This is a genomic window from Streptomyces sp. NPDC039480, assembly GCF_055597165.1.
Window position 1 is genome coordinate 109,839 of record NZ_JBVITX010000005.1, and the last position, 22,918, is coordinate 132,756.

At 71.5% G+C, this 22,918-nt stretch carries 18 protein-coding genes and 3 tRNA genes; 14 read left to right on the forward strand and 7 right to left on the reverse strand.

Features of this window, described 5'->3' with window-relative positions:
- Nucleotides 1-82 precede the first annotated feature (82 nt).
- The 3 genes from cutA (at nucleotide 83) to ACZ56E_RS17480 (ending at nucleotide 1,345) form a co-directional block, all read left to right on the forward strand.
- Nucleotides 83-418, forward strand: coding sequence for a divalent-cation tolerance protein CutA (cutA, locus tag ACZ56E_RS17470; RefSeq protein WP_468600867.1), 336 nt, complete (start codon nucleotides 83-85; stop codon nucleotides 416-418).
- Complete coding sequence (locus ACZ56E_RS17475) at nucleotides 415-855, forward strand: gamma-glutamylcyclotransferase family protein (RefSeq protein WP_471214998.1); 441 nt, start codon at nucleotides 415-417, stop codon at nucleotides 853-855. Before cutA ends, ACZ56E_RS17475 begins: the two co-directional genes overlap by 4 nt.
- Before the next feature lie 256 nt (nucleotides 856-1,111).
- Entirely contained in the window at nucleotides 1,112-1,345 is a 234-nt protein-coding gene (locus ACZ56E_RS17480; RefSeq protein ID WP_471215648.1) for a DUF6355 family natural product biosynthesis protein, read from the forward strand.
- A 36-nt stretch (nucleotides 1,346-1,381) separates the two neighbouring features.
- Here ACZ56E_RS17480 and ACZ56E_RS17485 read toward each other — a convergent pair whose 3' ends face one another.
- Together ACZ56E_RS17485 and ACZ56E_RS17490 are read right to left on the reverse strand one after the other, a co-directional pair.
- Complete coding sequence (locus ACZ56E_RS17485) at nucleotides 1,382-3,475, reverse strand: molybdopterin oxidoreductase family protein (protein WP_471215000.1); 2,094 nt, start codon at nucleotides 3,473-3,475, stop codon at nucleotides 1,382-1,384.
- 255 nt (nucleotides 3,476-3,730) lie between these two features.
- Nucleotides 3,731-4,348, reverse strand: a complete 618-nt coding sequence (locus tag ACZ56E_RS17490; protein WP_471215650.1) for a SanA/YdcF family protein — start codon at nucleotides 4,346-4,348, stop codon at nucleotides 3,731-3,733.
- A gap of 391 nt (nucleotides 4,349-4,739) precedes the next feature.
- On the opposite strand from ACZ56E_RS17490, the gene ACZ56E_RS17495 reads away from it, so the two are divergent.
- From ACZ56E_RS17495 to ACZ56E_RS17515, 5 genes are all read left to right on the forward strand, one after another.
- Complete coding sequence (locus tag ACZ56E_RS17495; RefSeq protein ID WP_471215002.1) at nucleotides 4,740-5,654, forward strand: sirohydrochlorin chelatase; 915 nt, start codon at nucleotides 4,740-4,742, stop codon at nucleotides 5,652-5,654.
- Nucleotides 5,655-5,743: 89 nt separating this feature from the next.
- The gene (locus ACZ56E_RS17500) at nucleotides 5,744-7,087 is read left to right on the forward strand and encodes a deoxyguanosinetriphosphate triphosphohydrolase (protein WP_471215004.1); all 1,344 of its coding nucleotides are present in this window, start codon (nucleotides 5,744-5,746) and stop codon (nucleotides 7,085-7,087) included.
- A gap of 180 nt (nucleotides 7,088-7,267) precedes the next feature.
- Nucleotides 7,268-8,530 (forward strand): NAD(P)/FAD-dependent oxidoreductase, encoded by a 1,263-nt coding sequence (locus ACZ56E_RS17505; RefSeq protein WP_468600855.1) that lies wholly within the window; start codon nucleotides 7,268-7,270, stop codon nucleotides 8,528-8,530.
- Between the two features lie 43 nt (nucleotides 8,531-8,573).
- Entirely contained in the window at nucleotides 8,574-10,472 is a 1,899-nt protein-coding gene (dnaG, locus tag ACZ56E_RS17510; RefSeq protein WP_468600853.1) for a DNA primase, read from the forward strand.
- A gap of 141 nt (nucleotides 10,473-10,613) precedes the next feature.
- On the forward strand, nucleotides 10,614-11,906 hold the full coding sequence (locus tag ACZ56E_RS17515; RefSeq protein ID WP_471215007.1) for an RNA polymerase sigma factor: 1,293 nt from the start codon (nucleotides 10,614-10,616) through the stop codon (nucleotides 11,904-11,906).
- Between the two features lie 28 nt (nucleotides 11,907-11,934).
- Here ACZ56E_RS17515 and ACZ56E_RS17520 read toward each other — a convergent pair whose 3' ends face one another.
- From ACZ56E_RS17520 to ACZ56E_RS17535, 4 genes are all read right to left on the reverse strand, one after another.
- Nucleotides 11,935-13,857, reverse strand: a complete 1,923-nt coding sequence (locus ACZ56E_RS17520) for an ABC transporter ATP-binding protein (RefSeq protein ID WP_471215009.1) — start codon at nucleotides 13,855-13,857, stop codon at nucleotides 11,935-11,937.
- Nucleotides 13,857-15,590, reverse strand: coding sequence for an ABC transporter ATP-binding protein (locus tag ACZ56E_RS17525; RefSeq protein ID WP_471215011.1), 1,734 nt, complete (start codon nucleotides 15,588-15,590; stop codon nucleotides 13,857-13,859). Before ACZ56E_RS17525 ends, ACZ56E_RS17520 begins: the two co-directional genes overlap by 1 nt.
- 156 nt (nucleotides 15,591-15,746) lie before the next feature.
- Complete coding sequence (locus ACZ56E_RS17530) at nucleotides 15,747-17,174, reverse strand: xylulokinase (protein ID WP_471215012.1); 1,428 nt, start codon at nucleotides 17,172-17,174, stop codon at nucleotides 15,747-15,749.
- 96 nt (nucleotides 17,175-17,270) lie between these two features.
- Complete coding sequence (locus tag ACZ56E_RS17535) at nucleotides 17,271-17,585, reverse strand: YtxH domain-containing protein (RefSeq protein WP_362996808.1); 315 nt, start codon at nucleotides 17,583-17,585, stop codon at nucleotides 17,271-17,273.
- A gap of 185 nt (nucleotides 17,586-17,770) precedes the next feature.
- Here ACZ56E_RS17535 and ACZ56E_RS17540 point away from each other — a divergent pair.
- The 3 genes from ACZ56E_RS17540 (at nucleotide 17,771) to ACZ56E_RS17550 (ending at nucleotide 18,206) form a co-directional block, all read left to right on the forward strand.
- Nucleotides 17,771-17,843: transfer RNA gene (locus ACZ56E_RS17540), tRNA-Asn, on the forward strand.
- Between the two features lie 5 nt (nucleotides 17,844-17,848).
- Nucleotides 17,849-17,921, forward strand: a tRNA-Asn gene (locus tag ACZ56E_RS17545).
- A 208-nt stretch (nucleotides 17,922-18,129) separates the two neighbouring features.
- Nucleotides 18,130-18,206 (forward strand) — tRNA-Ile (locus ACZ56E_RS17550).
- Nucleotides 18,207-18,325: 119 nt separating this feature from the next.
- Here the strand turns inward: ACZ56E_RS17550 and ACZ56E_RS17555 are convergent.
- Complete coding sequence (locus ACZ56E_RS17555) at nucleotides 18,326-19,393, reverse strand: YihY/virulence factor BrkB family protein (RefSeq protein ID WP_471215014.1); 1,068 nt, start codon at nucleotides 19,391-19,393, stop codon at nucleotides 18,326-18,328.
- A gap of 161 nt (nucleotides 19,394-19,554) precedes the next feature.
- Here ACZ56E_RS17555 and ACZ56E_RS17560 point away from each other — a divergent pair, with 161 nt between their 5' ends.
- From ACZ56E_RS17560 to ACZ56E_RS17570, 3 genes are all read left to right on the forward strand, one after another.
- Complete coding sequence (locus tag ACZ56E_RS17560) at nucleotides 19,555-19,953, forward strand: molybdopterin-binding protein (RefSeq protein WP_398298488.1); 399 nt, start codon at nucleotides 19,555-19,557, stop codon at nucleotides 19,951-19,953.
- Nucleotides 19,954-20,068: 115 nt separating this feature from the next.
- Nucleotides 20,069-20,866, forward strand: coding sequence for a molybdate ABC transporter substrate-binding protein (modA, locus tag ACZ56E_RS17565; RefSeq protein WP_471215016.1), 798 nt, complete (start codon nucleotides 20,069-20,071; stop codon nucleotides 20,864-20,866).
- Between the two features lie 59 nt (nucleotides 20,867-20,925).
- A complete protein-coding gene (locus ACZ56E_RS17570; protein ID WP_471215652.1) occupies nucleotides 20,926-22,887 on the forward strand; it encodes an ABC transporter permease in 1,962 nt (653 codons plus the stop codon).
- Nucleotides 22,888-22,918: the final 31 nt, after the last annotated feature.

A 22,918-nucleotide genomic window follows, 5' to 3' on the forward strand; every position in this document is an offset into this window, starting at 1 on the left:
AGAACGCCATGTTCAGGACCTTCGACCTGGGCACTCGCCCCTGGCCACAGCTGTGCTGTGCCGCGCTGTGCACAATCGGCGTATGGACGACGAACCGAACGTGCGCGCGCTGACCGTACTGACCACGACGGACGCCGAGGACAAGGCGCGGGACCTCGCGGGCGGCGCGGTGCGGGCGCGCGTCGCGGCCTGCGCGCAGATCGCCGGACCCGTCACGTCCGTGTACCGGTGGGAAGGCGCGCTGGAGACCGCCCACGAGTGGCAGGTGCTGTTCAAGACGACGCCCGGCCGCTACGCCGCCCTCGAGGCATGGCTCCACGCCGCCCACGACTACGACACCCCGGAGATCATCGCGACCCCCGTGGTGCGGGGCAGCGCCGCCTACCTGGAGTGGGTGGAGCGGGAGACCACCGAGTGACCTCACGTGCCGGGGCCCGGCTGCCGTTCTTCGTGTACGGCACGCTGCGCCCGGGGGAGCGGAACCACGCCGCCCATCTCGGCGGCCGCATCGCCGCGCAGGCACCGGCCCGGCTCCCGGACGCCGTCCTCTACGAGGGCCCCGGCTACCCCTACCTCGTCGAGGAACCCGGCGGCGGCCCGGTGCACGGGGAGTTGCTGACCGCGCTGCCCACCGCGTACGACCGGCTCCTGACCGCCCTCGACCTCCTGGAGGAGTACCGCCCGGGCGACCCCCGCAACCTCTACGAACGAGTCGTACGCGGCGCACTCCGCCCCGACGGGTCGGCGGTGCCCGCCTGGGTCTATGTCGCGGGCCCGCGCGTCGCGGCCGGGCTCCGCGCCTCCGGGACGGTGATCGACGGCGGGGACTGGGCCGTACACCGCCTCGGGAGGTAACTCCCGCCCCACCCGGCGGCGTTCGCCCCACCCGAGCGAATCCGCAGCTCAAACGCGTATCCACCCGATCCGGTGATCCGAATCACTCGTGCGAGCGAGTTGACGCGACTACGCTCTGTGAGCACCGCCAAGCTCTCCGTGTGCACCTGCTGGTGCGCGAGGCGGTGCGCGAGCACCCTGTCCCAGAAGGAATCGCCCTATGCGAGTACGCCGTTCCCTGCCGGCCCTCATCGGCGCCCTGACCCTCGGCCTCGGCATGACCCTGACGTCCTCGGCCTCCGCCGAGCCGGCGGCCGTCATGAACCCCTGCGGGTTCTACGAGACCCACAGCGACGCCTACTACAACCACTGCACGAGCGACGGCTCGAAGATCCTCATCGAGATCGACGACTGGGGTCCCAACACGATCAAGTGTGTCGGCCCGGGCGTCACCTGGATCGGCGAGGCCGGTGACGTGGACGGCGCCTGGTACATCGGCCGCACCTGCTGATCTCCTCTCAGTCTCGCGTCGGCGGGCTTCGGGCACTCAGTCCCGGGCCCGCTCCGCCCGCTCCAACCGCACCGCGCACACCTTGAACTCCGGCATCCGTGACACGGGATCCAGCGCCGGATTCGTCAGGGTGTTGGCCCGCCCCTCGCCCGGCCAGTGGAACGGCATGAAGACCGTGTCGGCGCGGATCGCCGTCGTGACCCTCGCCGGAGCCACCGCGCGGCCCCGCCGAGAGACGACGGCGACCGGATCGTCCTCCCCGACCCCCAGACGCGCGGCGAGCCTCGGATGCAGCTCCACGAAGGGCCCCGGAGCGGCAGAGTTGAGCTCGTCGACGCGCCGCGTCTGGGCCCCGGACTGGTACTGCGCGAGCACCCGCCCCGTGGTGAGCAGCACCGGATACTCCGCGTCCGGCTCCTCCCCGGCATCCCGGTGCGCCACCGGCACGAAACGCGCCCGCCCGTCCTCGGTCGCGAACCGGTCGAGGAACAGCCGCGGCGTACCCGCGGACTCCGGCCCCGCGGGGCACGGCCAGAACACTCCCTCCCCGCCGTCCGCCCGCAACCGCTCGTAGCTGATCCCCGAGTAGTCCGCGGACCCGCCCGCGCTCGCCCGCCGCAACTCCTCGAAGACCTCCTCCGGTTCGGTGGGGAACCCCTTCCCGTGGCCGAGGCGCTCCGCGAGCCCGTGCAGCACGTCGAGGTCACTGCGGACCCCGTCCGGCGCGGACACGGCCTGCCGCCGCAACAGCACCCTCCCCTCCAGGTTCGTCACCGTCCCGGTCTCCTCCGCCCACTGCGTCACCGGCAGCACCACGTCCGCGAGCCGAGCCGTCTCGGACAGCACCACATCCGCCACCGCGAGGAAGTCGAGCGACCGCAGCCTCTCCTCCACATGCGCCGCCCGCGGCGCGGAGACCACCGGGTTCGAGCCCATCAGGAGCAACGTCTTGATGTCCCCGCCCAACGCATCCAACAACTCGTACGCCGACCGCCCCGGCCCCGGCAGCGAGTCCGGGTCCACCCCCCAGACCTCCGCCACATGGGCCCGCGCCGCCGGATCGGTCAGCTTGCGGTAACCCGGCAACTGGTCCGCCTTCTGACCGTGTTCGCGCCCACCCTGGCCGTTGCCCTGCCCCGTCAGGCAGCCGTACCCGGACAGCGGCCGCCCCGCGCGCCCCGTGGCGAGACACAGGTTGATCCACGCCCCCACCGTGTCCGTGCCCTTGGACTGCTGCTCCGGCCCGCGCGCGGTGAGCACCATCGCGTTGTCGACGTCGCAGAAGAGACGCACGGCCTCCCGCAGCTCGGGCACCGCCACACCGGTGATCCGCTCGACATGCTCCGGCCAGTGCGCCATCGCCGCCGCCCGCGCCTCCTCCCATCCACTCGTCCGCTCCTCGATGAACGCCTCGTCCGTCCGGCCCTCGGCCACGACCAGGTGCAGCAGCCCGAGCGCCAGGGCGAGATCCGTGCCGGGCCTCGGCGCCAGGTGCAGGTCGGCCTGCTCGGCCGTCCTGGTCCGCCGGGGGTCCACGACGATCAGCGTGCCGCCGTTCGCCCTGAGCTCGGTCAGATACCGCAAGGCGGGCGGCATCGTCTCGGCGAGGTTCGACCCGACGAGGATCACGCAGCCGGTGCGCGGGATGTCCGCCAGCGGGAACGGCAGCCCCCGGTCGAGCCCGAACGCCCGCTGCCCGGCGGCCGCGGCCGACGACATGCAGAACCGTCCGTTGTAGTCGATCTGCGACGTGCCCAGCGCCACCCTCGCGAACTTGCCCAGCGCGTACGCCTTCTCGTTCGTCAGGCCGCCCCCGCCGAACACCCCGCACGCGTCCGCGCCGTGTTCCGCACGAGTGCGGGTGAGCTCGCCGGCGATCCGGTCAAGGGCCTCCTCCCAGGTGGCCGGCGTGAGCCTGCCCGTGGCGTGGGATCGGACGAGTGGCTCGGTCAGACGCACCCGGGAGGAGAGCACGGCGGGAGCTGTGCGGCCCTTGCCGCACAGGGCTCCCTTGTTGACGGGGAAGTCCGGCCGCTCGACGACCTCCACACCTTGGGGGCCCTTGGTGAGGGCCATCCCGCATTGCAGCGCGCAGTACGGGCAGTGGGTCGAAGTCGCCGTGGTGTGCATGGGGTCAGCGTGCGTCGGGCTTGTTACGTGTCCTGCGTTCGCGTGTTACGCGTGCGGTAACCCCATCTCAGTCGTGCCCGCACCCTGCGGTGAGGCCTCCCTCCTTGTGCCGTTTCGCTCCATGGCTTCTCGTCTGCCTGGATCTGAGCGTTGCCGGGTGCGGGTTGTTCTTGGCTGGTCGCGCAGTTCCCCGCGCCCCTGACGGGGCGCGCCGGTTCTTGCGATCCTGATGGGGCGCGTCGGTTCTTGCGTCCTTTACGGGGCGCGGTGGGTCGTCAGGGCTTGGGTTATGGATGGTTCCTCGGGGCCCAGGAAGTGGGGGTCCGGGTGGAATGTTGCGTCGAGGGCTGCCTTGCCTGCCGCGAAGATTTCCCGGGCGCCGCCGTAGTACCAGGTCGTGTCGTGTACGGCGTCCACCGCGACCCCGTACGACGAGACTCCCGCCGCGTCGCACAGCGCGACCGCTCTGCGTATGTGGAAGCCCTGGCTGATCAGCACCGCACGGTCCACGCCGAAGATCTTCTTGGCGCGGACGCAGGAGTCCCAGGTGTCGAATCCTGCGTAGTCACTCACTATGCGGCGGCCCGGCACGCCGTGTTCCTTGAGATAGGCGCGCATGGCGTCCGGCTCGTCGTAGTCCTCGCGGCTGTTGTCGCCCGTGACGAGCACGACCTCTATTCGCCCCGTGCGGTACAACTCCGCCGCCGCGTCGAGCCGGTGCGCCAGATACGGCGACGGCTCGCCCTTCCACAGCCCGGCGCCGAAGACCACCGCGACCCGGGTGCGCGGCGCGTCCGCGACCGAGCCCACCTTGCCGTCCGTCGTCACGAACAGCCAGGTCGCGGGCAGCAGCGCCAGCACGCACAGCGCCATCACCGCCTGCACCGCACGCCGCTGCCCCCGCCGTGACCGCGGCAGCCGCAGCCGCAGCCAGTGAGGCTGTCGGAATCGCAGTCGCCGCCACGGTCGCGGGTCGTCCCTCCGGCGCGCCGTCCCGTCGCCGTCCCCGTGTCTCTCCATGAGTGATCCGCCCCCGTGCCCGTCGGATCTCCCCCGATCCGATCAATGCCACAACCGTAGACCCGCCCACCGGCCACGTCAGTGACCCGTGTCCCCGAAACACCCCCGAGAACACCCCCGAGAACATCCCCGAGAACACCCCGACCCCGCCCTGGCAGCGCCCCGCGGTCCACCGTGAGCCCGTTGAAAACAGTCGTCACGGGCGCGCAACGCGTCCGCAATATGTCCCCGCCATCCTCAATTCATGACGCCGTCGACCGCTCTTCGCGACGAGTCCGGCAGCACTCACCTCGACAGTACGGCGCAGATCATGGACCGCATCAACAGCCAGCTCGGCACCCAGCTCAGCCTCGTCTCACCCGACGGCAGCCGCCGCCCCGCCCCGCGCCACACCCCACGTCCCGACCCCCGCCCCACGCTCGTCCTCGTCGCCCACGGCAGCCGCGACCCGCGCGCCCTCACCACCGTCACGGCCCTCGCCGAGCGGATCCGCGAGCAACGCCCCGGCCTCACCGTCCGGCTCGGCCACATCGAGCTGAACGAACCGCTGCTCACCGAGACCCTCGCGGCGCAGCGGTCCGGCTCCGCCGTGCTCGTGCCGCTGCTCCTCGGCCGTGGCCAGCACGTCAAGCGCGACGTGCCGGCGGCCGCCGAGGGCGCGCCCCACCTCGACACCCGCGTCGCCGCCCCGCTCGGCCCCCACCCGCTGCTCGCCGAGGCGCTGCACGCCCGGCTCGTCCAGGCCGGATGGCCCGAGCGGCCCCGGGGCGCGGGCGCGCGGCGCAGGCACGCGGTGGTCCTCGCCGCCGCGGGCTCCCGCGACCCCGAGTCGGCCGCCGACACGGAGACCGCCGCCGGGCTGCTCGCCGAACGCCTGGGCGTCCCCGTCCTGCCCGCCTACGCCGCGCCCACCCCGGCCTGCGCCCGCACCGTCCCGGAGGCGCTCGAAGCCCTCGCCGCGGACGGCCGGACCCGCACCGCCGTCGCCGCCTACTTCACCGCGCCCGGCCGCTTCGCCACCCAGACCGCGGCCGCCGCACCCTGGATCGCCGCGGCCCCCCTCGGCCCCCACCCGGCACTCGCCCGCCTCGTCCTGCACCGCTACGACCAGGCACGCACCACCCCGGCACCGGTCCGGCGGCGGCTCACCAGCGTCTGACGGAGGACAGACGAGGGAGGACGGACGAGGGAGGCCGAATCCAAGGGGCCAGATCCCTGTTTGTCACTGCTTGCGTCTACTGTCGGTGCATGGAAGGCACAGGCTCAGCACCGAACGCGCGACCCGAGGCCCGCACCGCCCAAGGCGTCCACAGCGTCTACAGCGCCTACGACGACGCGGCCGTCGAGCGGTGGGCCGCCGAGCCCGACAAGCGGCCGGGGCGCACGGCCTTCCAGCGCGACCGCGCGCGCGTCCTGCACTCCGCGGCGCTGCGCCGCCTCGCCGGAAAGACCCAGGTCGTCACGCCCGGCACCAGGAGCCAGGCCTGGGACGCCAGCGCCCGCACCCGGCTGACGCACTCCCTGGAGTGCGCCCAGGTGGGCCGCGAGCTGGGCGCCGCCCTGGGCTGCGACCCCGACCTGGTCGAGACGGCCTGCCTCTCCCACGACCTCGGCCACCCCCCGTTCGGGCACAACGGCGAACAGGCGCTGAACGAAGTGGCGGCGGACTGCGGCGGCTTCGAGGGCAACGCCCAGTCGCTCAGGCTCCTCACCCGCATCGAGCCGAAGCGCTTCATCCGCTCCGAGTCCACCGGCGACCTCGTCAGCGTCGGTCTCAACCTCACCCGGGCCGCCCTCGACGCCGCCACCAAGTACCCCTGGCCGCGCGGCGCCCACCCCGCCGACCCGGCATCCCCTAAATTCGGTGTCTACGAAGATGACCGGCCCGTCTTCGACTGGGTCCGCAAGGAGGCCCCGGGACAGCGCATCTGTTTCGAGGCACAGGTCATGGACTGGTCCGACGACGTCGCGTACTCGGTGCACGACTTCGAAGACGGCCTGCACGCCGGCCACATCGATCCGAACGCGTTGCACGCCGAGCCCGAGCGCCAGGACATCTACGCCGTCGCACTCGGGCGTTACGTCCCTTCGGACACCGACCCCGAAGAGCTCGCCCAGGCGCTCGACCGCCTCCTGGACCAGGAGTGGTGGCCGCACGGATACGACGGATCGGCCGTCGCGCAGGCCCGGTTGAAGGACGCCACCAGCCAGCTCATCGGCCGCTTCTGCCTGGCCGCGGAGAGCGCCACCCGTGCGCGGTACGGCACGGGTCCCCTCACGCGGTACGGCGCGGAGCTCGTCGTCCCCCGCGCGGCACGACACGAATGCGCCGTACTGAAGGCCGTCGCCGACCGCTATGTGATGCAGCGCCCCGCCCAGGAGCGGCTCCGCGCGGACCAGCGCGTCGTCGTCGCCGAGCTCGCCGAGGCACTCACCACGCGCGCACCCGACGGACTCGACCCGCAGTTCCGCGCGCTGTACGACGCGGCGCCCGACGACCGCGCCGCCCAGCGCGTCGTGGTCGACCAGATCGCGTCCCTCACCGACGCCGCGGCCCGCGCCCTGCACACCCGGCTGACGGCGAGACTTTGATGAAACAACGGTAAGTGACCATGGAGTGACCACAGGGCGTGACGAAATGTGGCCAGTCGAGCTCACGCCCCCTTCCCGCATCACGCTCTGTGCGGGACGCTCCCTGGTGCGGCAAGGCCGAAGGGCAACGCTGTGTTCTTCCGGGGGACACCCCCGGTACCCCGGGCAAGGAGGCATCAAGTGGTCGACGCGGATCAGACGTTCGTCATTGTCGGAGGAGGTCTGGCCGGCGCCAAGGCGGCCGAGACCCTGCGCTCCGAAGGGTTCACCGGCCGGGTGATCCTCATCGGCGACGAGCGGGACCACCCCTACGAGCGCCCGCCCCTCTCCAAGGGGTACCTCCTCGGCAAGGAGGAGCGCGACAGCGTCTTCGTGCACGAACCGGGGTGGTACGCGCAGGCGGACGTCGAACTGCACCTGGGCCAGACCGTCGTCGCCGTCGACCGCGAAGCGAAGGCCGTGCGCCTCGGCGACGGCACCGTCATCCGCTACGACAAACTGCTCCTTGTCACCGGCGCCGAGCCGCGCCGCCTCGACGTCCCGGGCACCGACCTCGCGGGCGTCCACCACCTGCGCCGCCTCGCGCACGCCGACCGGCTGCGGCACGTCCTCGCAGCCCTGGGCAGGGACAACGGCCACCTGGTGATCGCGGGCGCCGGCTGGATCGGCCTGGAGATCGCGGCGGCCGCCCGGGAGTACGGCGCGGAGGTCACCGTCGTCGAGCCCGAGCCGACGCCGCTGCACGCCGTCCTCGGTCCCGAGGTCGGCCAGATGTTCGCCGACCTGCACGCCGAGCACGGCGTCCGCTTCCACTTCGGGGCCCGCCTCACCGAGATCGTCGGCCAGGACGGCATGGTCCTCGCCGCCCGCACGGACGACGGCGAGGAGCACCCCGCGCACGACGTGCTCGCCGCGATCGGCGCGGCCCCGCGCACGGCCCTCGCCGAGGCCGCAGGCCTCGACCTGGTCGACCGCGCCGAAGGCGGCGGCATCGCCGTCGACGCGTCGCTGCGCACCTCCGACCCCGACATCCACGCCGCGGGCGACGTGGCCGCCGTCCACCACGCGCTCTTCGACACGAGCCTGCGCGTGGAGCACTGGGCCAACGCCCTCAACGGCGGCCCCGCCGCAGCCCGCGCCATGCTCGGCCAGGACGTCACGTACGACCGCGTGCCCTACTTCTTCTCCGACCAGTACGACGTGGGCCTGGAGTACTCGGGCTGGGCGCCCCCGGGCACGTACGACCAAGTGGTGGTCCGCGGTGACACCGGCAAGCGCGAGTTCGTCGCCTTCTGGCTGCGCGAAGGGCAGGTCCTCGCGGGGATGAACGTGAATGTGTGGGACGTCACGGAGACCGTGCAGGAGCTCATCCGGCGGGGCGCCCGCCCCGACCCCGACGCCCTCGCGGACCCGTCGACCCCCCTGGCGTCGCTCCTGACGTGACCGGCCGGGCGGGAGTGTCACAGGCGCGCCGTAGTATTCGTACGTGGCAGGCAGGATCAATGACGAGGACGTGAAGGCGGTTCGGGACGCGGTCCCGATCGACGCCGTGGTCTCCGACTACCTCCAGCTGCGCAACGCGGGGGGTGGAAACCTCAAGGGTCTGTGCCCCTTCCACGACGAGAAGTCACCGTCCTTCCAGGTCAGCCCGAGCAAGGGTCTCTTCCACTGCTTCGGCTGCCAGGAAGGCGGCGACACGATCGCCTTCGTGATGAAGATCGACCACCTCACGTTCTCCGAGACGGTCGAGCGCCTCGCCGCCCAGGCAGGCATCACGCTCCGCTACGAAGAGGGTGGCTACAACCCCTCGCACCAGCGCGGCGAGCGCATCCGCCTCGTCGAGGCCCACAAGATCGCCGCCCAGTTCTACGTGGACCAGCTGGAGAGCGCCGAGGCCGAGATCGGCCGCAAGTTCCTCGCCGAGCGCGGCTTCGACCAGACCGCGGCCGCGCACTTCGGCGTGGGGTACAGCCCCGCGGGCTGGGACCACCTCACCCGCTATCTGCGCGGCAAGGGCTTCAGCGACAAGGAGCTGACCCTCTCCGGCCTCTCCCAGGAGGGCCGCCGCGGCCCCATCGACCGCTTCCGCGGCCGCCTCATGTGGCCGATCCGCGACATCGGCGGCGAAGTGGTCGGCTTCGGCGCCCGCAAGCTCCGCGACGACGACAACGGCCCGAAGTACCTGAACACGCCCGAGACGCCGATCTACAAGAAGTCCCAGGTCCTGTACGGAATCGATCTCGCCAAAAAGGAGATCGCCAAGTCCAGCCGCGCCGTCGTCGTCGAGGGGTACACGGACGTGATGGCCTGCCACCTCGCGGGCATCACCACCGCCATCGCGACCTGCGGCACGGCCTTCGGCGGCGACCACATCAAGATCCTCCGCCGTCTCCTGATGGACAACGGCTCGGCCCGGGTGATCTTCACCTTCGACGGCGACGCGGCCGGCCAGAAGGCGGCCCTGCGCGCCTTCGAGGACGACCAGAAGTTCGCCGCAGAGACGTACATCGCGATCGCCCCCGACGGCATGGACCCCTGCGACCTGCGCCTCGCCAAGGGCGACGGCGCAGTCGCCGACCTGGTCGAACCGCGCACGCCGCTCTTCGAGTTCGCGCTCCGCCAGATCGTCTCGCGCTACGACCTGGAGACCCCCGCCGGCCGCGCCGCCGCCCTGGACGAGGCCGCCCCCGTGGTGGCCCGCATCAAGAACAGCGGCGCGCAGCACGAGGTCGCCGTGCAGCTCGCCGGCATGCTCGGCATCCTCGACACGCAGTTCGTCGTCAAGCGCGTCGCGCAGCTGGCCCGCTGGGCCCGCGACCGCGGCGGCCGGGGCCCGGCCCCCGCCCCGCAGCGCTCCTCCCCGGCGTACGAGGCCGCGCCCCAGGGCTTCAGCGGCCCCGCGCTCAACCTGCGCAGTCCCGCCCACCGCACCGAGCGCGAGTTGCTCAAACTGGCCCTGCAGTACCCGCAGTTGGTCTCCCCGGCCTTCGACGCGTACGGCCTGGACGAGTTCACCGCCCCGCCCTACGCCGCGGTGCGCCGCGCCATCGAGGAGGCGGGCGGCGCCGAGCAGGGCGCGCAGGACCCGCAGGAGTACCTCGTCCGCGTCCGCGAAGCCGCGCCCGACAACGCGGTCCGCTCCATGGTCACCGAGCTCGCCGTCGAGGCGATCCTCCGCAAGACCGTCGACGAGATGTACGCGGGCATGCAGCTGGTCCAGGTCAGGCTGCGCGCCGTCGACCGCCGCATCCGGGACGTCCAGGGCAGCCTCGCCCGGCTCGGCGCGGGCGGCGACCCGCAGCATCTGGCGGCGGTCCAGAGCGAGTTGTGGGTCCTCCAGCAGTACGGCCAGGCGCTGCGCGAGCGGGGCGCGGAAGCGCTCTGAGGCGACCCCGGCGGCCGCCGGGAGGTTCAGCCGAGCGGCTGAGGGTTACCCGTCGGGTAACCACGCGGTCACGGACCGGACTCAAAAAGTCACCGCACGCCCCTCGTGGCGGCCGTGTGTCGTGCCCCACACTGGGTTCCGGTGCCTGAGTCCTCGGAGCGCGGCCGACCCGCCGACAGCGGGTCCGACACCCCCGCGGTTCCACACATCGTGTCCGGGACGGACAGCGGCGAGGCCGTCGTCCCTCTCCCGTTGCCGCACGCCTCAGCAGCGATCACCCTGGAGGTCGCCCCCGTGCAGACCCAGACCCTCACCCAGACCGACACCGCCGCGCGCGCGGATGCGGATACGAACGTCCTGGAGGCGGTCCCGCCGCAGAGCCGAGCCACCCGGCACCCGGAGGCGCAGGGCGAGCCCGAAGCGGCGGAGCCCCAGGCGGTACAGGAGATTCCGGAGGCCCCCGAGGCCCTGGAGCCCGAGACGCTCGACCTCCCCACGCCCCGCAGCCGCGCCGACACCGGCGGCCCCTCGTCCGACCTGTTCCGCCAGTACCTGCGCGAGATCGGGCGGATCCCGCTGCTCACCGCCGCGGAGGAGGTGGAGCTGGCCCGCGCCGTCGAGGCCGGCCTCTTCGCCGAGGAGAAGCTGAGCAACACCCCCGACCTGGACTCCCAACTCGCCCTGGACCTCGACAAGCTGGTCGTCGTGGGCCGCATGGCGAAGCGCCGCCTCATCGAGGCCAACCTCCGCCTGGTCGTCTCCGTCGCCAAGCGGTACGTGGGCCGCGGCCTCACCATGCTCGACCTCGTCCAGGAGGGCAACCTCGGCCTGATCAGGGCGGTCGAGAAGTTCGACTACGCCCGGGGCTACAAGTTCTCGACGTACGCGACCTGGTGGATCCGCCAGGCCATGTCCCGCGCCCTCGCGGACCAGGCCCGCACCATCCGCGTGCCGGTGCACGTCGTGGAGCTCATCAACCGTGTCGTACGCGTCCAGCGCCGCATGCTCCAGGAGCGGGGCTACGAGCCCACGCCCGAAGAGGTCGCCGCCCACCTGGACCTGCCGCACGAGCGCGTCAGCGAGGTCCTGCGCCTGGCCCAGGAGCCCGTGTCGCTGCACGCGCCCGTCGGCGAGGAGGACGACGTCGCGCTCGGCGACCTCATCGAGGACGGCGACGCCGCGAGCCCCGTGGAGTCGGCGGCGTTCCTGCTCCTGCGCGAGCACCTGGAAGCGGTCCTCTCCACGCTCGGCGAGCGGGAGCGCAAGGTGGTCCAGCTGCGCTACGGCCTCGCGGACGGCAGGCCCCGCACCCTGGAGGAGATCGGCCGGATCTTCGGTGTGACCCGCGAACGCATCCGGCAGATCGAGTCCAAGACCCTGAACAAACTCCGGGACCACGCCTTCGCGGACCAGCTCAGGGGCTACCTCGACTGAGGCAGCCCCCCGGCAGGCCCGCGTAGCCTTAGTCGACCTCGGCCACTGCCTGCGCGAACTGCGCCGCGTACAACCGTGCGTACGCCCCGTCCGCGGCCAGCAGCGCATCGTGCGTGCCCTGCTCCACGATCGCCCCGTTCTCCATGACCAGGATCGTGTCGGCGTCCCGGATCGTGGAGAGCCGGTGCGCGATGACGAAGCTCGTGCGCCCGTGCGCGAGGCGGGCCATCGCCTTCTGGATCAGCACCTCGGTGCGGGTGTCGACGGAACTCGTCGCCTCGTCGAGCACCAGGATCACCGGGTCGGAGAGGAACGCCCGCGCGATGGTGATGAGCTGCTTCTCGCCCGCGCTCACGCCCGTGCCGTCGTCGTCGATGACCGTGTCGTACCCGTCGGGGAGCGTCCGCACGAAACGGTCCGCGTGGGCGGCGCGCGCCGCCTCCTCGATCTCCTCGCGCGTGACGTCCTTCGCCGCGCCGTACGCGATGTTCTCCGCGATGGTGCCGCCGAACAGCCAGGTGTCCTGGAGCACCATGCCGATGCCGGACCGCAGCTCGTCCCGCGACATGTCCGCGATGTCGACGCCGTCGAGCGTGATGCGCCCGCCCGTCACTTCGTAGAACCGCATCAGCAGGTTGACCAGCGTCGTCTTGCCCGCGCCGGTCGGTCCGACGATGGCGACCGTGTGGCCGGGATCGACGACCAGGGAGAGGTCCTCGATGAGCGGCTTGTCCTCCTCGTACCGGAAGGACACATGCTCCATCCCGACGCGCCCGCGCAGCTTCGCGGGCCGCTCGCCGGGCACCGGGTCGGCCTCCTGCTCCGGCGCGTCGAGGATGTCGAAGACCCGCTCGGCGGACGCCACACCCGACTGCACCAGGTTCGCCATCGAGGCGACCTGCGTGAGCGGCATCGAGAACTGCCGCGAGTACTGGATGAAGGCCTGCACGTCACCGATCGACAGCGACCCGGAGGCCACCCGGAGGCCGCCCACCACGGCGACCAGCACGTAGTTCAGATTCGAGATGAAGTACATCAGCGGCTGCATGACACCGCTGTTGAACTGTGCCTTGAACCCGGCCTCGTACAGCTGCTCGTTCTGCTCGGCGAACGCCTTCGCCGACTCCTCCTGCCGACCGAAGACCTTCACCAGGGCGTGCCCGGTGTACATCTCCTCGACGTGGGCGTTGAGCGCGCCGGTGGTCTTCCACTGCTGCACGAACTGCGGCTGCGACCGCTTGCCGACCTTCGTCGCCACGTAGAACGACAGCGGGACCGTGACCAGCGCCACCAGCGCGAGCAGCGGCGACACCCAGAACATCATCACCAGGACGCCGATGATGGTCAGCAGCGAGTTGATGAGCTGGCCCATCGTCTGCTGCAGCGTCTGGTTGATGTTGTCGAGGTCGTTCGTGGCGCGGCTCAGCACCTCGCCGCGCTGCCGCTTGTCGAAGTACGCCAGCGGCAGCCGCGACAGCTTCGCCTGTACGTCGCCGCGCAGCCGGAAGACGGTCCGGTTGATGGCGCGGTTCGAGAGCCGCGTCGCCACGGCCATCAGCAGCCCCGCCACCACGAACGTGCCGAGGGCGAGCAGCAGGACCTCGCCCACCGCGCCGAAGTCGATGCCCTTGCCGGGGGTGAAGTCGACGCCGGAGAGCATGTCGGCCATGCCGCCCTCGCCCTTGGCGCGCAGACCGTCGAGGGCCTGTTCCTTCGTCGTCCCCGCGGGCATGTCACGGCCGACGATGCCCGCGAAGAGCAGGTCGGTCGCGCGGCCGAGGATCTTCGGGCCGAGCACGGAGAGGGCGACGCTCAGGACGCCGGCCACGAGCATCCCGTACATCGTGGCGCGCTCGGGCCTGAACTGCGCGAGCAGCCGCTTGCCCGAGCCCTTGAAGTCCATGGACCGGGAGTCCGGCCCCATCATCGGTCCACCGATGCCAGGGGGCATTACGCGGCCTCCGCTTCCGTCAGCTGGGAGAGCACGATCTCCCGGTAGGTCTCATTGGTCTCCATCAGCTCGTGATGGCGGCCCGTGCCCACGACCCGGCCCTCGTCGAGGACCACGATGCGGTCGGCGTCCCGGATGGTCGACACGCGCTGGGCGACGATGACGACGGTCGCCCCGGCGGTCTCCCGGCCGAGCGCGGACCGCAGCGCCGCGTCGGTGGCGTAGTCGAGCGCGGAGAACGAGTCGTCGAAGAGGTAGATCTCCGGGCGTTGCACGAGGGTCCGCGCGATGGACAGGCGCTGGCGCTGGCCACCGGAGACATTCGTGCCGCCCTGGGCGATCGGCGCGTCGAGCCCTTCCTCCAGGCCCTCGACGAACTCCTTGGCCTGGGCGACCTCGAGGGCGTGCCACAGCTCCTCGTCGGTGGCGTCCGGGTTGCCGTAGCGCAGGTTGGTCGCCACGGTGCCGGCGAAGAGGTACGGCTTCTGCGGGACGAGGCTGACGGTCTTCGCGAGCAGGACGGGATCGAGGGTGCCCACGTCCACGCCGCCGACCAGCACCTCGCCCTCGGTCGCGTCGATGAGTCGCGGCACGAGGCCGAGCAGCGTCGACTTGCCGCTGCCGGTCGACCCGATGACGGCGGTCGTCTCGCCGGGGCGGGCCACCAGGTGGATCGACTTGAGGACGGGCTCCTCGGCGCCCGGGTAGCGGAAGCCGGCGTCCCGGATCTCCAGGTGGCCGTGGCTGCGCAGCTCGTGCACCGGGGCGGGCGGCGGCACCACGCTGCTCTCGGTGTCCAGGACCTCCTCGATGCGCTCGGCGCAGACCTCCGCGCGCGGCACCATCATGAACATGAAGGTGGCCATCATCACGGACATCACGATCTGCATCAGATAGGTGAGGAACGCGGTGAGCGCGCCGATCTGCATGCCGCCGCTGTCGATGCGGTGCGCGCCGAACCACACCACCGCGATCGAGGAGATGTTCACGACGGTCATGACGATCGGGAACATCAGCGCGAGCAGCTTGCCGGTGCCGAGCGACACGTCGGTCAGATCGGCGTTGGCCTTGCGGAAGCGCTCCTTCTCGTACGTGTCCCTGACGAAGGCGCGGATGACGCGGTTGCCGGTGATCTGCTCGCGAAGGACCCGGTTCACGGTGTCGAGCCGCTCCTGCATGGTGCGGAACAGGGGCCGCAGTCGCCGCACGATCAGACTGACGCTGATGCCGAGGACGGGCACGACGGCGACCAGGACCGTGGAGAGCGGCACGTCGAGACCGAGCGCCATGACGATGCCGCCGACGCACATGATGGGCGCCGACACCATCAGCGTGAACGACATCAGGACCAGCATCTGCACCTGCTGGACGTCGTTGGTGGTCCGCGTGATCAGCGTCGGGGCGCCGAACTGGCCCACTTCGCGTGCGGAGAAGGACTGCACCCGGTCGAAGACGGCGGCCCGCACATCCCGGCCGAGGGCCGCGGCGGTCCGCGCGCCGTAGAAGACGGCGCCGACGTTGCACACCATCTGCACGACGGTGACGGCGATCATGATGCCGCCGAACGCGAGGATGTAGCCGGTGTCTCCCTGGACGACACCGTTGTCAATGATGTCGGCGTTCAGGCTGGGCAGGTAGAGGGCGGCGCAGGTCTGCAGGAACTGCAGCAGCACCAGCAAGGCGATGGGTTTGTGGTACGGACGCAGGTACGTCCGCAGGAGTCGTATGAGCACGCTCGGTCTCTCGAGGAGTCGGGTGACGGCAAGTTGGGCGAGGTCGCTCCCATACTCCGGCACCCGACCCAGGGCCGTGCAACCGATTAACCCATGACCGGGTCAAATTTCAGCCCCGGTCAAGAACTGGGCCCACTCAAGAACAAAGCGGGCGGATCAGTAGCCGAAGGCGCCGGGATGCGTCTGCTCCCGTACCGTCGCGTGCTGCTGCCGCACCGCCTGGCCCACCGCGAGCTCCTCACCGGGCTCGAAGATCTGCGCCGCGGCCCCCTGCCAGTGCGGCAGTTGACCCGTCAGCGCCCACGCGGCCTGCCGTGCCGCACCGATCGCGGCATAGTCGGCGGGCTGCGGCACCACGACCTGCGTACCGAACAGCATCGGCGCCGCGGCCTGCACGGCGGGCAGCTCCGCGGCGGCGCCGAGCAGGAACACCCGCCGGACCTCGACCCCCCGCGCCCGCAGGACGTCGAGCGCGTCCCCGAGCCCGCACAGCATGCCCTCGAAGGCCGCCCGCGCCAGGTGCTCCGGCTTCATCGACTCGCGCCGAAGGCCGGTCAGCGTCCCCGCCGCGTGCGGCAGGTTCGGCGTCTTCTCGCCCTCCAGATACGGGAGGAGCACCAGGCCGTGCGCGCCCGGCGTCGACTTCATGGCGAGCGCGGAGAGCTCCTCCAGGTCGGCGAGGCCGAGCATCTCGGCGGTGCCCCGCAGCACCCGCACGGCGTTCGCCGTGTGGACGACCGGCAGATGCATACCGGTGGCGTCCGCGAGCGAGGTGATGATGCCGCGCCCGTCGGTCAGGGCCTCGTGGTGCACGGCCATCACCGAACCGGAGGCGCCGAGCGACACCACGGCGTCGCCCTGCCGCACCCCGAGTCCGAAGGCCGCCGCCATCGTCTCGCCCGTGCCCGCGGAGATCAGCAGCCCCTCGGGCGTCGTCCCCGCGGCCTCGGCGGGTCCGATCACCTCGGGCAGCATCGCCTGGTGCCCCAGGGCCAGTTCGACGAGGTCGGGGCGGTAGGAGCCGGTCGCCGCCGACCAGTAGCCGGTGCCCGACGCGCCGCCCCGGTCGGTCGTGCGCCGGGCCGGCCTGCCGAGGAGCTGCCACACCAGCCAGTCGGGCGCCTGCAGCAGCCCCGCCACGTGCCGCGCCGCCTCCGGCTCGGTCTTCGCCAGCCAGCGCAGCTTCGTCACGGGGTGCGCCGACTGCGGCACGCACCCCACGGCCTGCGCCCAGGCCTCGCGGCTGCCGAGCCGGTCGATGAGGTCGACGGCGGACACCTGCGCCCGCCGGTCGTTGCCGACGAGCGCGGGCCGCACGGTGTTGCCGTGCTGGTCGAGCGGTACGAGCGCGTTCTGCTGGGCGGACACGCCGATGGCCTGCACGCCTTCGAGGAGCCCGCCGCCCGCGGCTTCGCCGAGGGAGAGCAGCCAGGCCTGTGGATCGACATCGGAGGGCCTGCCGCTCTCGGCGCTCTCCAGCGGATGAGGGGCGTACCCCTGCTTGAGCACGGCGCCCGTGTCCGTGTCACAGACCACGATGCGCGTGAAATCGGGCGAACTGTCCAACCCTGCGACTATCCCCATGCCTGGAATTCTGCCGCACCGAGGGACGTGTCCCGTACCTCTGTTCGCTCTCCGTGATCCGTGACCCGGCCGAACCGCGCTCTCGCGCAGTCCTGCCTACGTGTTGCTCGTGCCCCAGTCGTCCTCGGTGCCGCCGCCCGGTCCGCGCTCGCGCAGGGACCGGACCCGGTCGGCGACCGATTCGGGCATCTTGTCCCCGACCTTCTCGGAGACCGTGTGGAAGGCCTTGCCCGCCACCTCGCGCCCCTGCTGGGTCGCGGACTCCACGGTGTTGCGCACCGCCGGGTTCTGCGAGATCTCGCGGGCGGACTTCCGCAACTGCTCATAGCGCTCGCGTCCGGCCCGGGTCCCGAGCACGTACCCGAGGGCCAGTCCCGCCACGAATGTGAGCCGGTACCGCATGGCTGCCACCCTTCCCTTGCGTCGGCTTCGCACGTCTGTCACTCGTATCTGTCACGCGTCTGTCGCTCGCCTGCTGATCGCCCGAGGGATACCGATTGGCGGAGCACCCCCCTGCTTGCGCTAATGTATGTGTCGCAGCGAGCGCGCGCCGCCCGGAGAGTTCCCAGGTAGGTGCGTTCGATGCAACGAGACGATCCCCTGTAGCTCAATTGGCAGAGCAGCCGGCTGTTAACCGGCAGGTTACTGGTTCGAGTCCAGTCGGGGGAGCTCGGTCTCCTGTAGCTCAATTGGCAGAGCAGCCGGCTGTTAACCGGCAGGTTACTGGTTCGAGTCCAGTCGGGAGAGCTGTACAGAAGGACCCTCGAGATGTCTGTCGGGGGTCCTTCTTCGTACGGTTCCGCACTGGTTCCGCACGGGTTCCGCGCCTCGTGGAACCACGCGGGCAGCCCTGCGGTCCTCATGGTCGTGCGATGCCGACCATCCGAAGCAGGAGATCGTATGAGCGGCTATGCTGCGGCAGACGGCGCGCACAAATGTGCGCGACGCGCCGTTAGGGGCGGTAGCTCAGCCGGTTAGAGCAGCGGACTCATAATCCGTCGGCCGTGGGTTCGAGTCCCACCCGCCCCACCATGTGTTGCCCATGCAGGAACGTTTTAAGCAGGGGCGACGTAAGGCCCCCGCCGACGGCGGGGGCCTTTTTCGTGCCGTCGGACGTCCGACATCAGACGTCCGATCTCAGGCGTCCGACCTCAGGCGTCCGGCGAGGTCGCCGGGCGGCCCTTGCGGCGGCGCGGCCACTTGCGGGTGTCGCGGGGCTCCACGTAGGGCTCCTCCTCCGGGGGCATGCCGCCGGAGATCGCCCGCTGGCGGGCCAGCTCCGCGTCGAATTCGAGGCCGAGCAGGATGGCCAGGTTCGAGAGCCAGAGCCAGATCAGGAAGACGACGACACCGGCGAGGGTCCCGTACGTCTTGTTGTACGAGGCGAAATTGGCGACGTACAGCGCGAAGCCGCCGGAGGCGAGCAGCCAGAGCAGGACCGCGAGGGCGCTGCCGGGGCTCAGCCAGCGGAAGCCGGGTCCTCGGACGTTCGGGGCGCGCCAGAAGAGCAGGCCGATCATCACGATCACGAGGACGAGCAGGACCGGCCACTTGGCGATGGACCAGGCGGTCAGCGCCGCGTCGCCCACGCCGATCGCGTCACCGGCCCGCTCGGCCAGCGGTCCCGTGAAGACCACGATCACCGCGCTGACGGCGAGCAGGATCATGAGGACCACGGTCAGGGCGATGCGGAGCGGGGTCAGCTTCCACACCGGGCGGCCCTCGGGAAGGTCGTAGACGGCGTTGGAGGTGCGGATGAACGCCGCCACGTAACCGGAGGCCGACCAGACCGCGAGCACCAGGCTCACGATCGCCATCACGCCGCTGGTGCCGCCGCTGTCCCCGAGCTGCCGCACCGCGTCACCGAGCAGGTCGCGCACCGGTCCGGGGGCCAGCTTCTGAAGGTTGTCGAGGACCGTGCGGGTCGCCGACTCACCGATCACACCCAGGATGGAGACGAGGACCAGCAACGCCGGAAAGAGGGAGAGGACGCCGTAGTACGTCAGGGCGGCGGCCCGGTCGGCCAGGTCGTCGTCCATGAACTCCTTGCCGGTGCGCTTCAGGACCGACCACCAGGAGCGCGCGGGCAGCTCGGTGGGCTCGTCCGGGGCGGCCCGCTCGACCTCCGGCCCCGGGCCACTGCCGATGGCCGGCTCGGCCCTGCCGGAGGCCGGCTCGTTCTCGCCGTGCACGTGTTTGTCCCTGCCGAAGAGTGCCATGCGGAGGCGAGTTGACCGGTTCGGGCGGCGTATGCCTGCTGGGGGGTGGGCGTGCTGGGGCTTGGAGGTTCCTCCAGGGTGGAGGACGTGTGGGCGCAGCTGCCATGGAGAAGCGCCTCAACTTTTACAAATGCGAGGCGATCGCGCTTATCTTGTCGCATATGCAGTCCTACACAATCGGGCAGGCCGCCCGTCTGCTCGGGGTCAGTCCCGATACCGCTCGCCGCTGGGCCGATGCCGGGCGGGTCGCCACGCATCGGGACGAGGGTGGGCGGCGGCTCATCGACGGGCGGGATCTCGCCGCCTTCTCCGTCGAGGTGGGGCAGGCCGGGGGTGGCGGGGAGGAGGACGTTCCGTACACCTCCGCGCGTAACGCCTTTCCCGGGATCGTCACCGCCGTGAAGCTCGGTGACGTCGCCGCGCAGGTCGAGATTCAGGCCGGACCGCACCGGCTGGTCTCGTTGCTGACCCGGGAGGCCGTGGAGGAGCTCGGCCTGGAGGTGGGCGTGGAAGCCACCGCTCGGGTCAAGTCGACCAGCGTGCATATCGATCGTGCGTGAGTGAGTGGTCCGTGCGCGAGTGAGCGAGTCCGTGTCTGAGTAAGTCCGTGTCTGAGTGAGTTTGTGTCTGAGCGCGTCGCGTTGTCCGTGTTCGTCATTCGCTAGGAGCCGTGCCATGTCCCCGAAGTTCTCCGGCCGTACCGTGCGTCGTACCGTCGCCGCTGCCGCCACCGTCGCCCTGCTCGTTCCGCTCGCCGCCTGCGGGAGTGACGACGACAGTGGGAATGAGAAGGACAGTGGAGGGAAAGACGTGAGCCTTACCGTTCTTGCCGCCTCCTCCCTCACCGATGTCTTCGCCACTGCCGAGAAGGCGTACGAGAAGGAGCACCCGGGGACGAAGATCACCGTTTCCGCCGCCGGGTCGCAGGAGCTTGCCGCGCAGGTCAAGCAGGGCGCTCCCGCCGATGTGCTGGTCACCGCCGACACCAAGACCATGGACGGGCTGAAGGGGGAGACCGGCAAGCCCACCGTCATCGCCAAGAACCGGCTCGTCATCGCCACCCGTGAGGGCAATCCGGAGAAGGTGAAGGGGCTGAAGGATCTGGGCGACAGCAAGCTGAAGGTCGTACTCGCCGATGACACCGTGCCCGTCGGGCGGTACAGCAAGCAGGTTCTCGACAAGCAGGGCGTCACGGTGAAGCCCGTCTCCAAGGAAGCCAACGTCCGTTCCGTTCTCAGCAAGGTCGAGCTGGGCGAGGCCGACGCGGGGATCGTGTACCGGACCGATGCCGCCGCCGCGCCGGGCAAGGTCGACGCCGTGGAGATTCCCGACGCGCAGAACGCCGTCGCCTCCTACCCGGCCGCGACGCTCAAGGGGTCCGAGAACGAGGACGCGGCTGCCGCCTTCGTGAAGTGGCTCAGCACGGCCGAGGCGCAGAAGATGCTGCGGGACGCAGGCTTCCAGAAGCCGTGACCCGCAGCCGACCCGATCTCCGTACCCGCCTCGGTCTCCGCACCGGCACCAGCCGTCGTATGCGGACGCGTGGGCGTCCGCCGCTCACGCTGGCTCTGCCCGCCCTGCTCGCCGTCGCCTTCCTGCTGATGCCGCTCGTCGGCATCCTCGCCCGGACCGAGTGGGGCGACCTCGGGAGCCATCTGACGGCTCCCGGGGTCACCGAGGCGCTGAAGCTCTCGCTGGTCGTGTCGTTCTGGGCGCTCGGGCTCTCGCTGCTGCTCGGGGTGCCGCTGGCCTGGCTGCTCGCGCGGGTGGAGTTCCGGGGGAAGGCGCTCGTACGGTCCCTCGTGCTGCTGCCCATGGTGCTGCCGCCCACCGTCGGCGGTGTCGCGCTGCTCCTCGGGTTCGGGCGGCGCGGGCTGCTCGGGCCGTGGCTCGAGGACACCTTCGGGATCGTGCTGCCCTTCCACACGTCGGGTGCGGTGGTCGCGGCGACGTTCGTCGCCATGCCCTTCCTCGTCATCAGCCTGGAAGGTGCGCTGGGCGGGCTGCGGCCCGGCTTCGAGGAGACCGCGGCGTCGCTCGGGGCCTCTCCGGTACGGGTGTTCCTCACCGTCACCCTGCCGATGGTCGCCCCCGGGCTCGCCGCGGGGGCCGCGCTGACCTGGGCGCGCGCGCTCGGCGAGTTCGGGGCCACGATCACCTTCGCGGGCAATCTGCCGGGCACGACGCAGACCCTGCCGCTCCAGGTGTATCTGCTGCTCCAGGACTCGCCGGAGGCCGCGACCTCGCTGTCGCTGCTGCTGCTCGCCATCGCGATGGCCGTGCTCGTCGGGCTGCGGGGGCGGTGGACGGCGGGGGCTCCGGGGCGCGCGCGGGAGCCGGTGCGTGACGGGTCGGGGGAGGGTGAGTCGGGGGAGGGTGAGGAGAGCGCGGCGGCGCCCGCGTCCCCGTTGTCGGAGCCGGCCGAGTCACCCACTGAGGGGGCCGGGCCTCTGGAGAAGTGGGCCCTGCACGCCGACGTCACCGGCCACAACCAGCTCACCCTCGACGCCGACCCCGGCACCACCATCGCCGTCGTCGGACCCAACGGCGCGGGCAAGACCACACTCCTGCGCGCCCTCCTCGGCCTCACCCCGCGCGCCCACGCACAGCTGCGGCTCGGTGAACGCGACGTCACCGCGCTGCCGCCGCACCGGCGCGGGGTCGCCTGGGTGCCCCAGGAAGGCGCGCTCTTCCCGCACCTGAACGCGCTCGGCAACACCGCGTACGGGCTGCGCGCGCAGGGCGTCCGGCGCGCCCGAGCCCGCCGCGAGGCGCAGGCCTGGCTCGACCGGCTCGGCGTCGGGCACCTCGCGCACCGCAGGCCCGCCCAGCTCTCCGGCGGGCAGGCCCAACGGGTCGCGCTGGCGCGGGCGCTGGCGGCCAGGCCCCGGCTGCTGCTCCTCGACGAGCCGCTCGCCGCGCTCGACCAGACCACCCGCGCCCACGTCCGCCACACCCTGCGCCGCCACCTCGACGGGTTCGGCGGGGTCTGCCTCATCGTCACGCACGACCCCGTCGAGGCGGTCTCGCTGGCCGACCGGGTCCTGGTGCTCGACGACGGGCGTACGTTGCAGGACGCGCCGCCCGCCGAGGTGACCCGGCATCCGCGTTCGCCCTGGGTGGCCCGCATGCTCGGCCGCAACGCCTGGCCCGGCACGGTGGCCGCCGACGGCGCGCTCGCGCTGGCGGGGGAGGGGCGGCTGGTCGTCGCCGATCCGCCGCCGGCCGGGGCGCGGGCGCTCGCCGTCATCGCGCCGGAGGCCGTGTCCGTGCACCGCGAGAAGCCGACGGGCAGCCCTCGCAACGTGTGGCCCGGAACGGTACGGGAGATCACCACCGCAGGGAGCCGCCTCCGCGTCCTCATCACCTCCCGTGCGGCGCCCGACCTCGTCGCCGAGATCACTCCGCAGGCGGCCGTGGAGCTGGGGCTCGCGGACGGGGTGGAGGTGTGGACGAGCGTGAAGGCGACGGAGGTGTCTGTGGTGGTGCTCTGAGGGGGCAAGGGGGCTTGCTGTGTGCGGGGGT

What these genes read in the sequence shown, in the direction of transcription:
- ACZ56E_RS17570 (WP_471215652.1), top strand. Translation starts at nt 20,926, where the DNA reads ATGCGGACGCGTGGGCGTCCGCCGCTCACGCTGGCTCTGCCCGCCCTG.
- ACZ56E_RS17520 (WP_471215009.1), bottom strand. Translation starts at nt 13,857, where the DNA reads ATGCCCCCTGGCATCGGTGGACCGATGATGGGGCCGGACTCCCGGTCC.
- ACZ56E_RS17490 (WP_471215650.1), bottom strand. Translation starts at nt 4,348, where the DNA reads ATGGCGCTGTGCGTGCTGGCGCTGCTGCCCGCGACCTGGCTGTTCGTG.
- ACZ56E_RS17495 (WP_471215002.1), top strand. Translation starts at nt 4,740, where the DNA reads ATGACGCCGTCGACCGCTCTTCGCGACGAGTCCGGCAGCACTCACCTC.
- ACZ56E_RS17480 (WP_471215648.1), top strand. Translation starts at nt 1,112, where the DNA reads ATGACCCTGACGTCCTCGGCCTCCGCCGAGCCGGCGGCCGTCATGAAC.
- ACZ56E_RS17500 (WP_471215004.1), top strand. Translation starts at nt 5,744, where the DNA reads ATGGAAGGCACAGGCTCAGCACCGAACGCGCGACCCGAGGCCCGCACC.
- ACZ56E_RS17560 (WP_398298488.1), top strand. Translation starts at nt 19,555, where the DNA reads ATGCAGTCCTACACAATCGGGCAGGCCGCCCGTCTGCTCGGGGTCAGT.
- ACZ56E_RS17485 (WP_471215000.1), bottom strand. Translation starts at nt 3,475, where the DNA reads ATGCACACCACGGCGACTTCGACCCACTGCCCGTACTGCGCGCTGCAA.
- ACZ56E_RS17530 (WP_471215012.1), bottom strand. Translation starts at nt 17,174, where the DNA reads ATGGGGATAGTCGCAGGGTTGGACAGTTCGCCCGATTTCACGCGCATC.
- cutA (WP_468600867.1), top strand. Translation starts at nt 83, where the DNA reads ATGGACGACGAACCGAACGTGCGCGCGCTGACCGTACTGACCACGACG.
- ACZ56E_RS17555 (WP_471215014.1), bottom strand. Translation starts at nt 19,393, where the DNA reads ATGGCACTCTTCGGCAGGGACAAACACGTGCACGGCGAGAACGAGCCG.
- modA (WP_471215016.1), top strand. Translation starts at nt 20,069, where the DNA reads ATGTCCCCGAAGTTCTCCGGCCGTACCGTGCGTCGTACCGTCGCCGCT.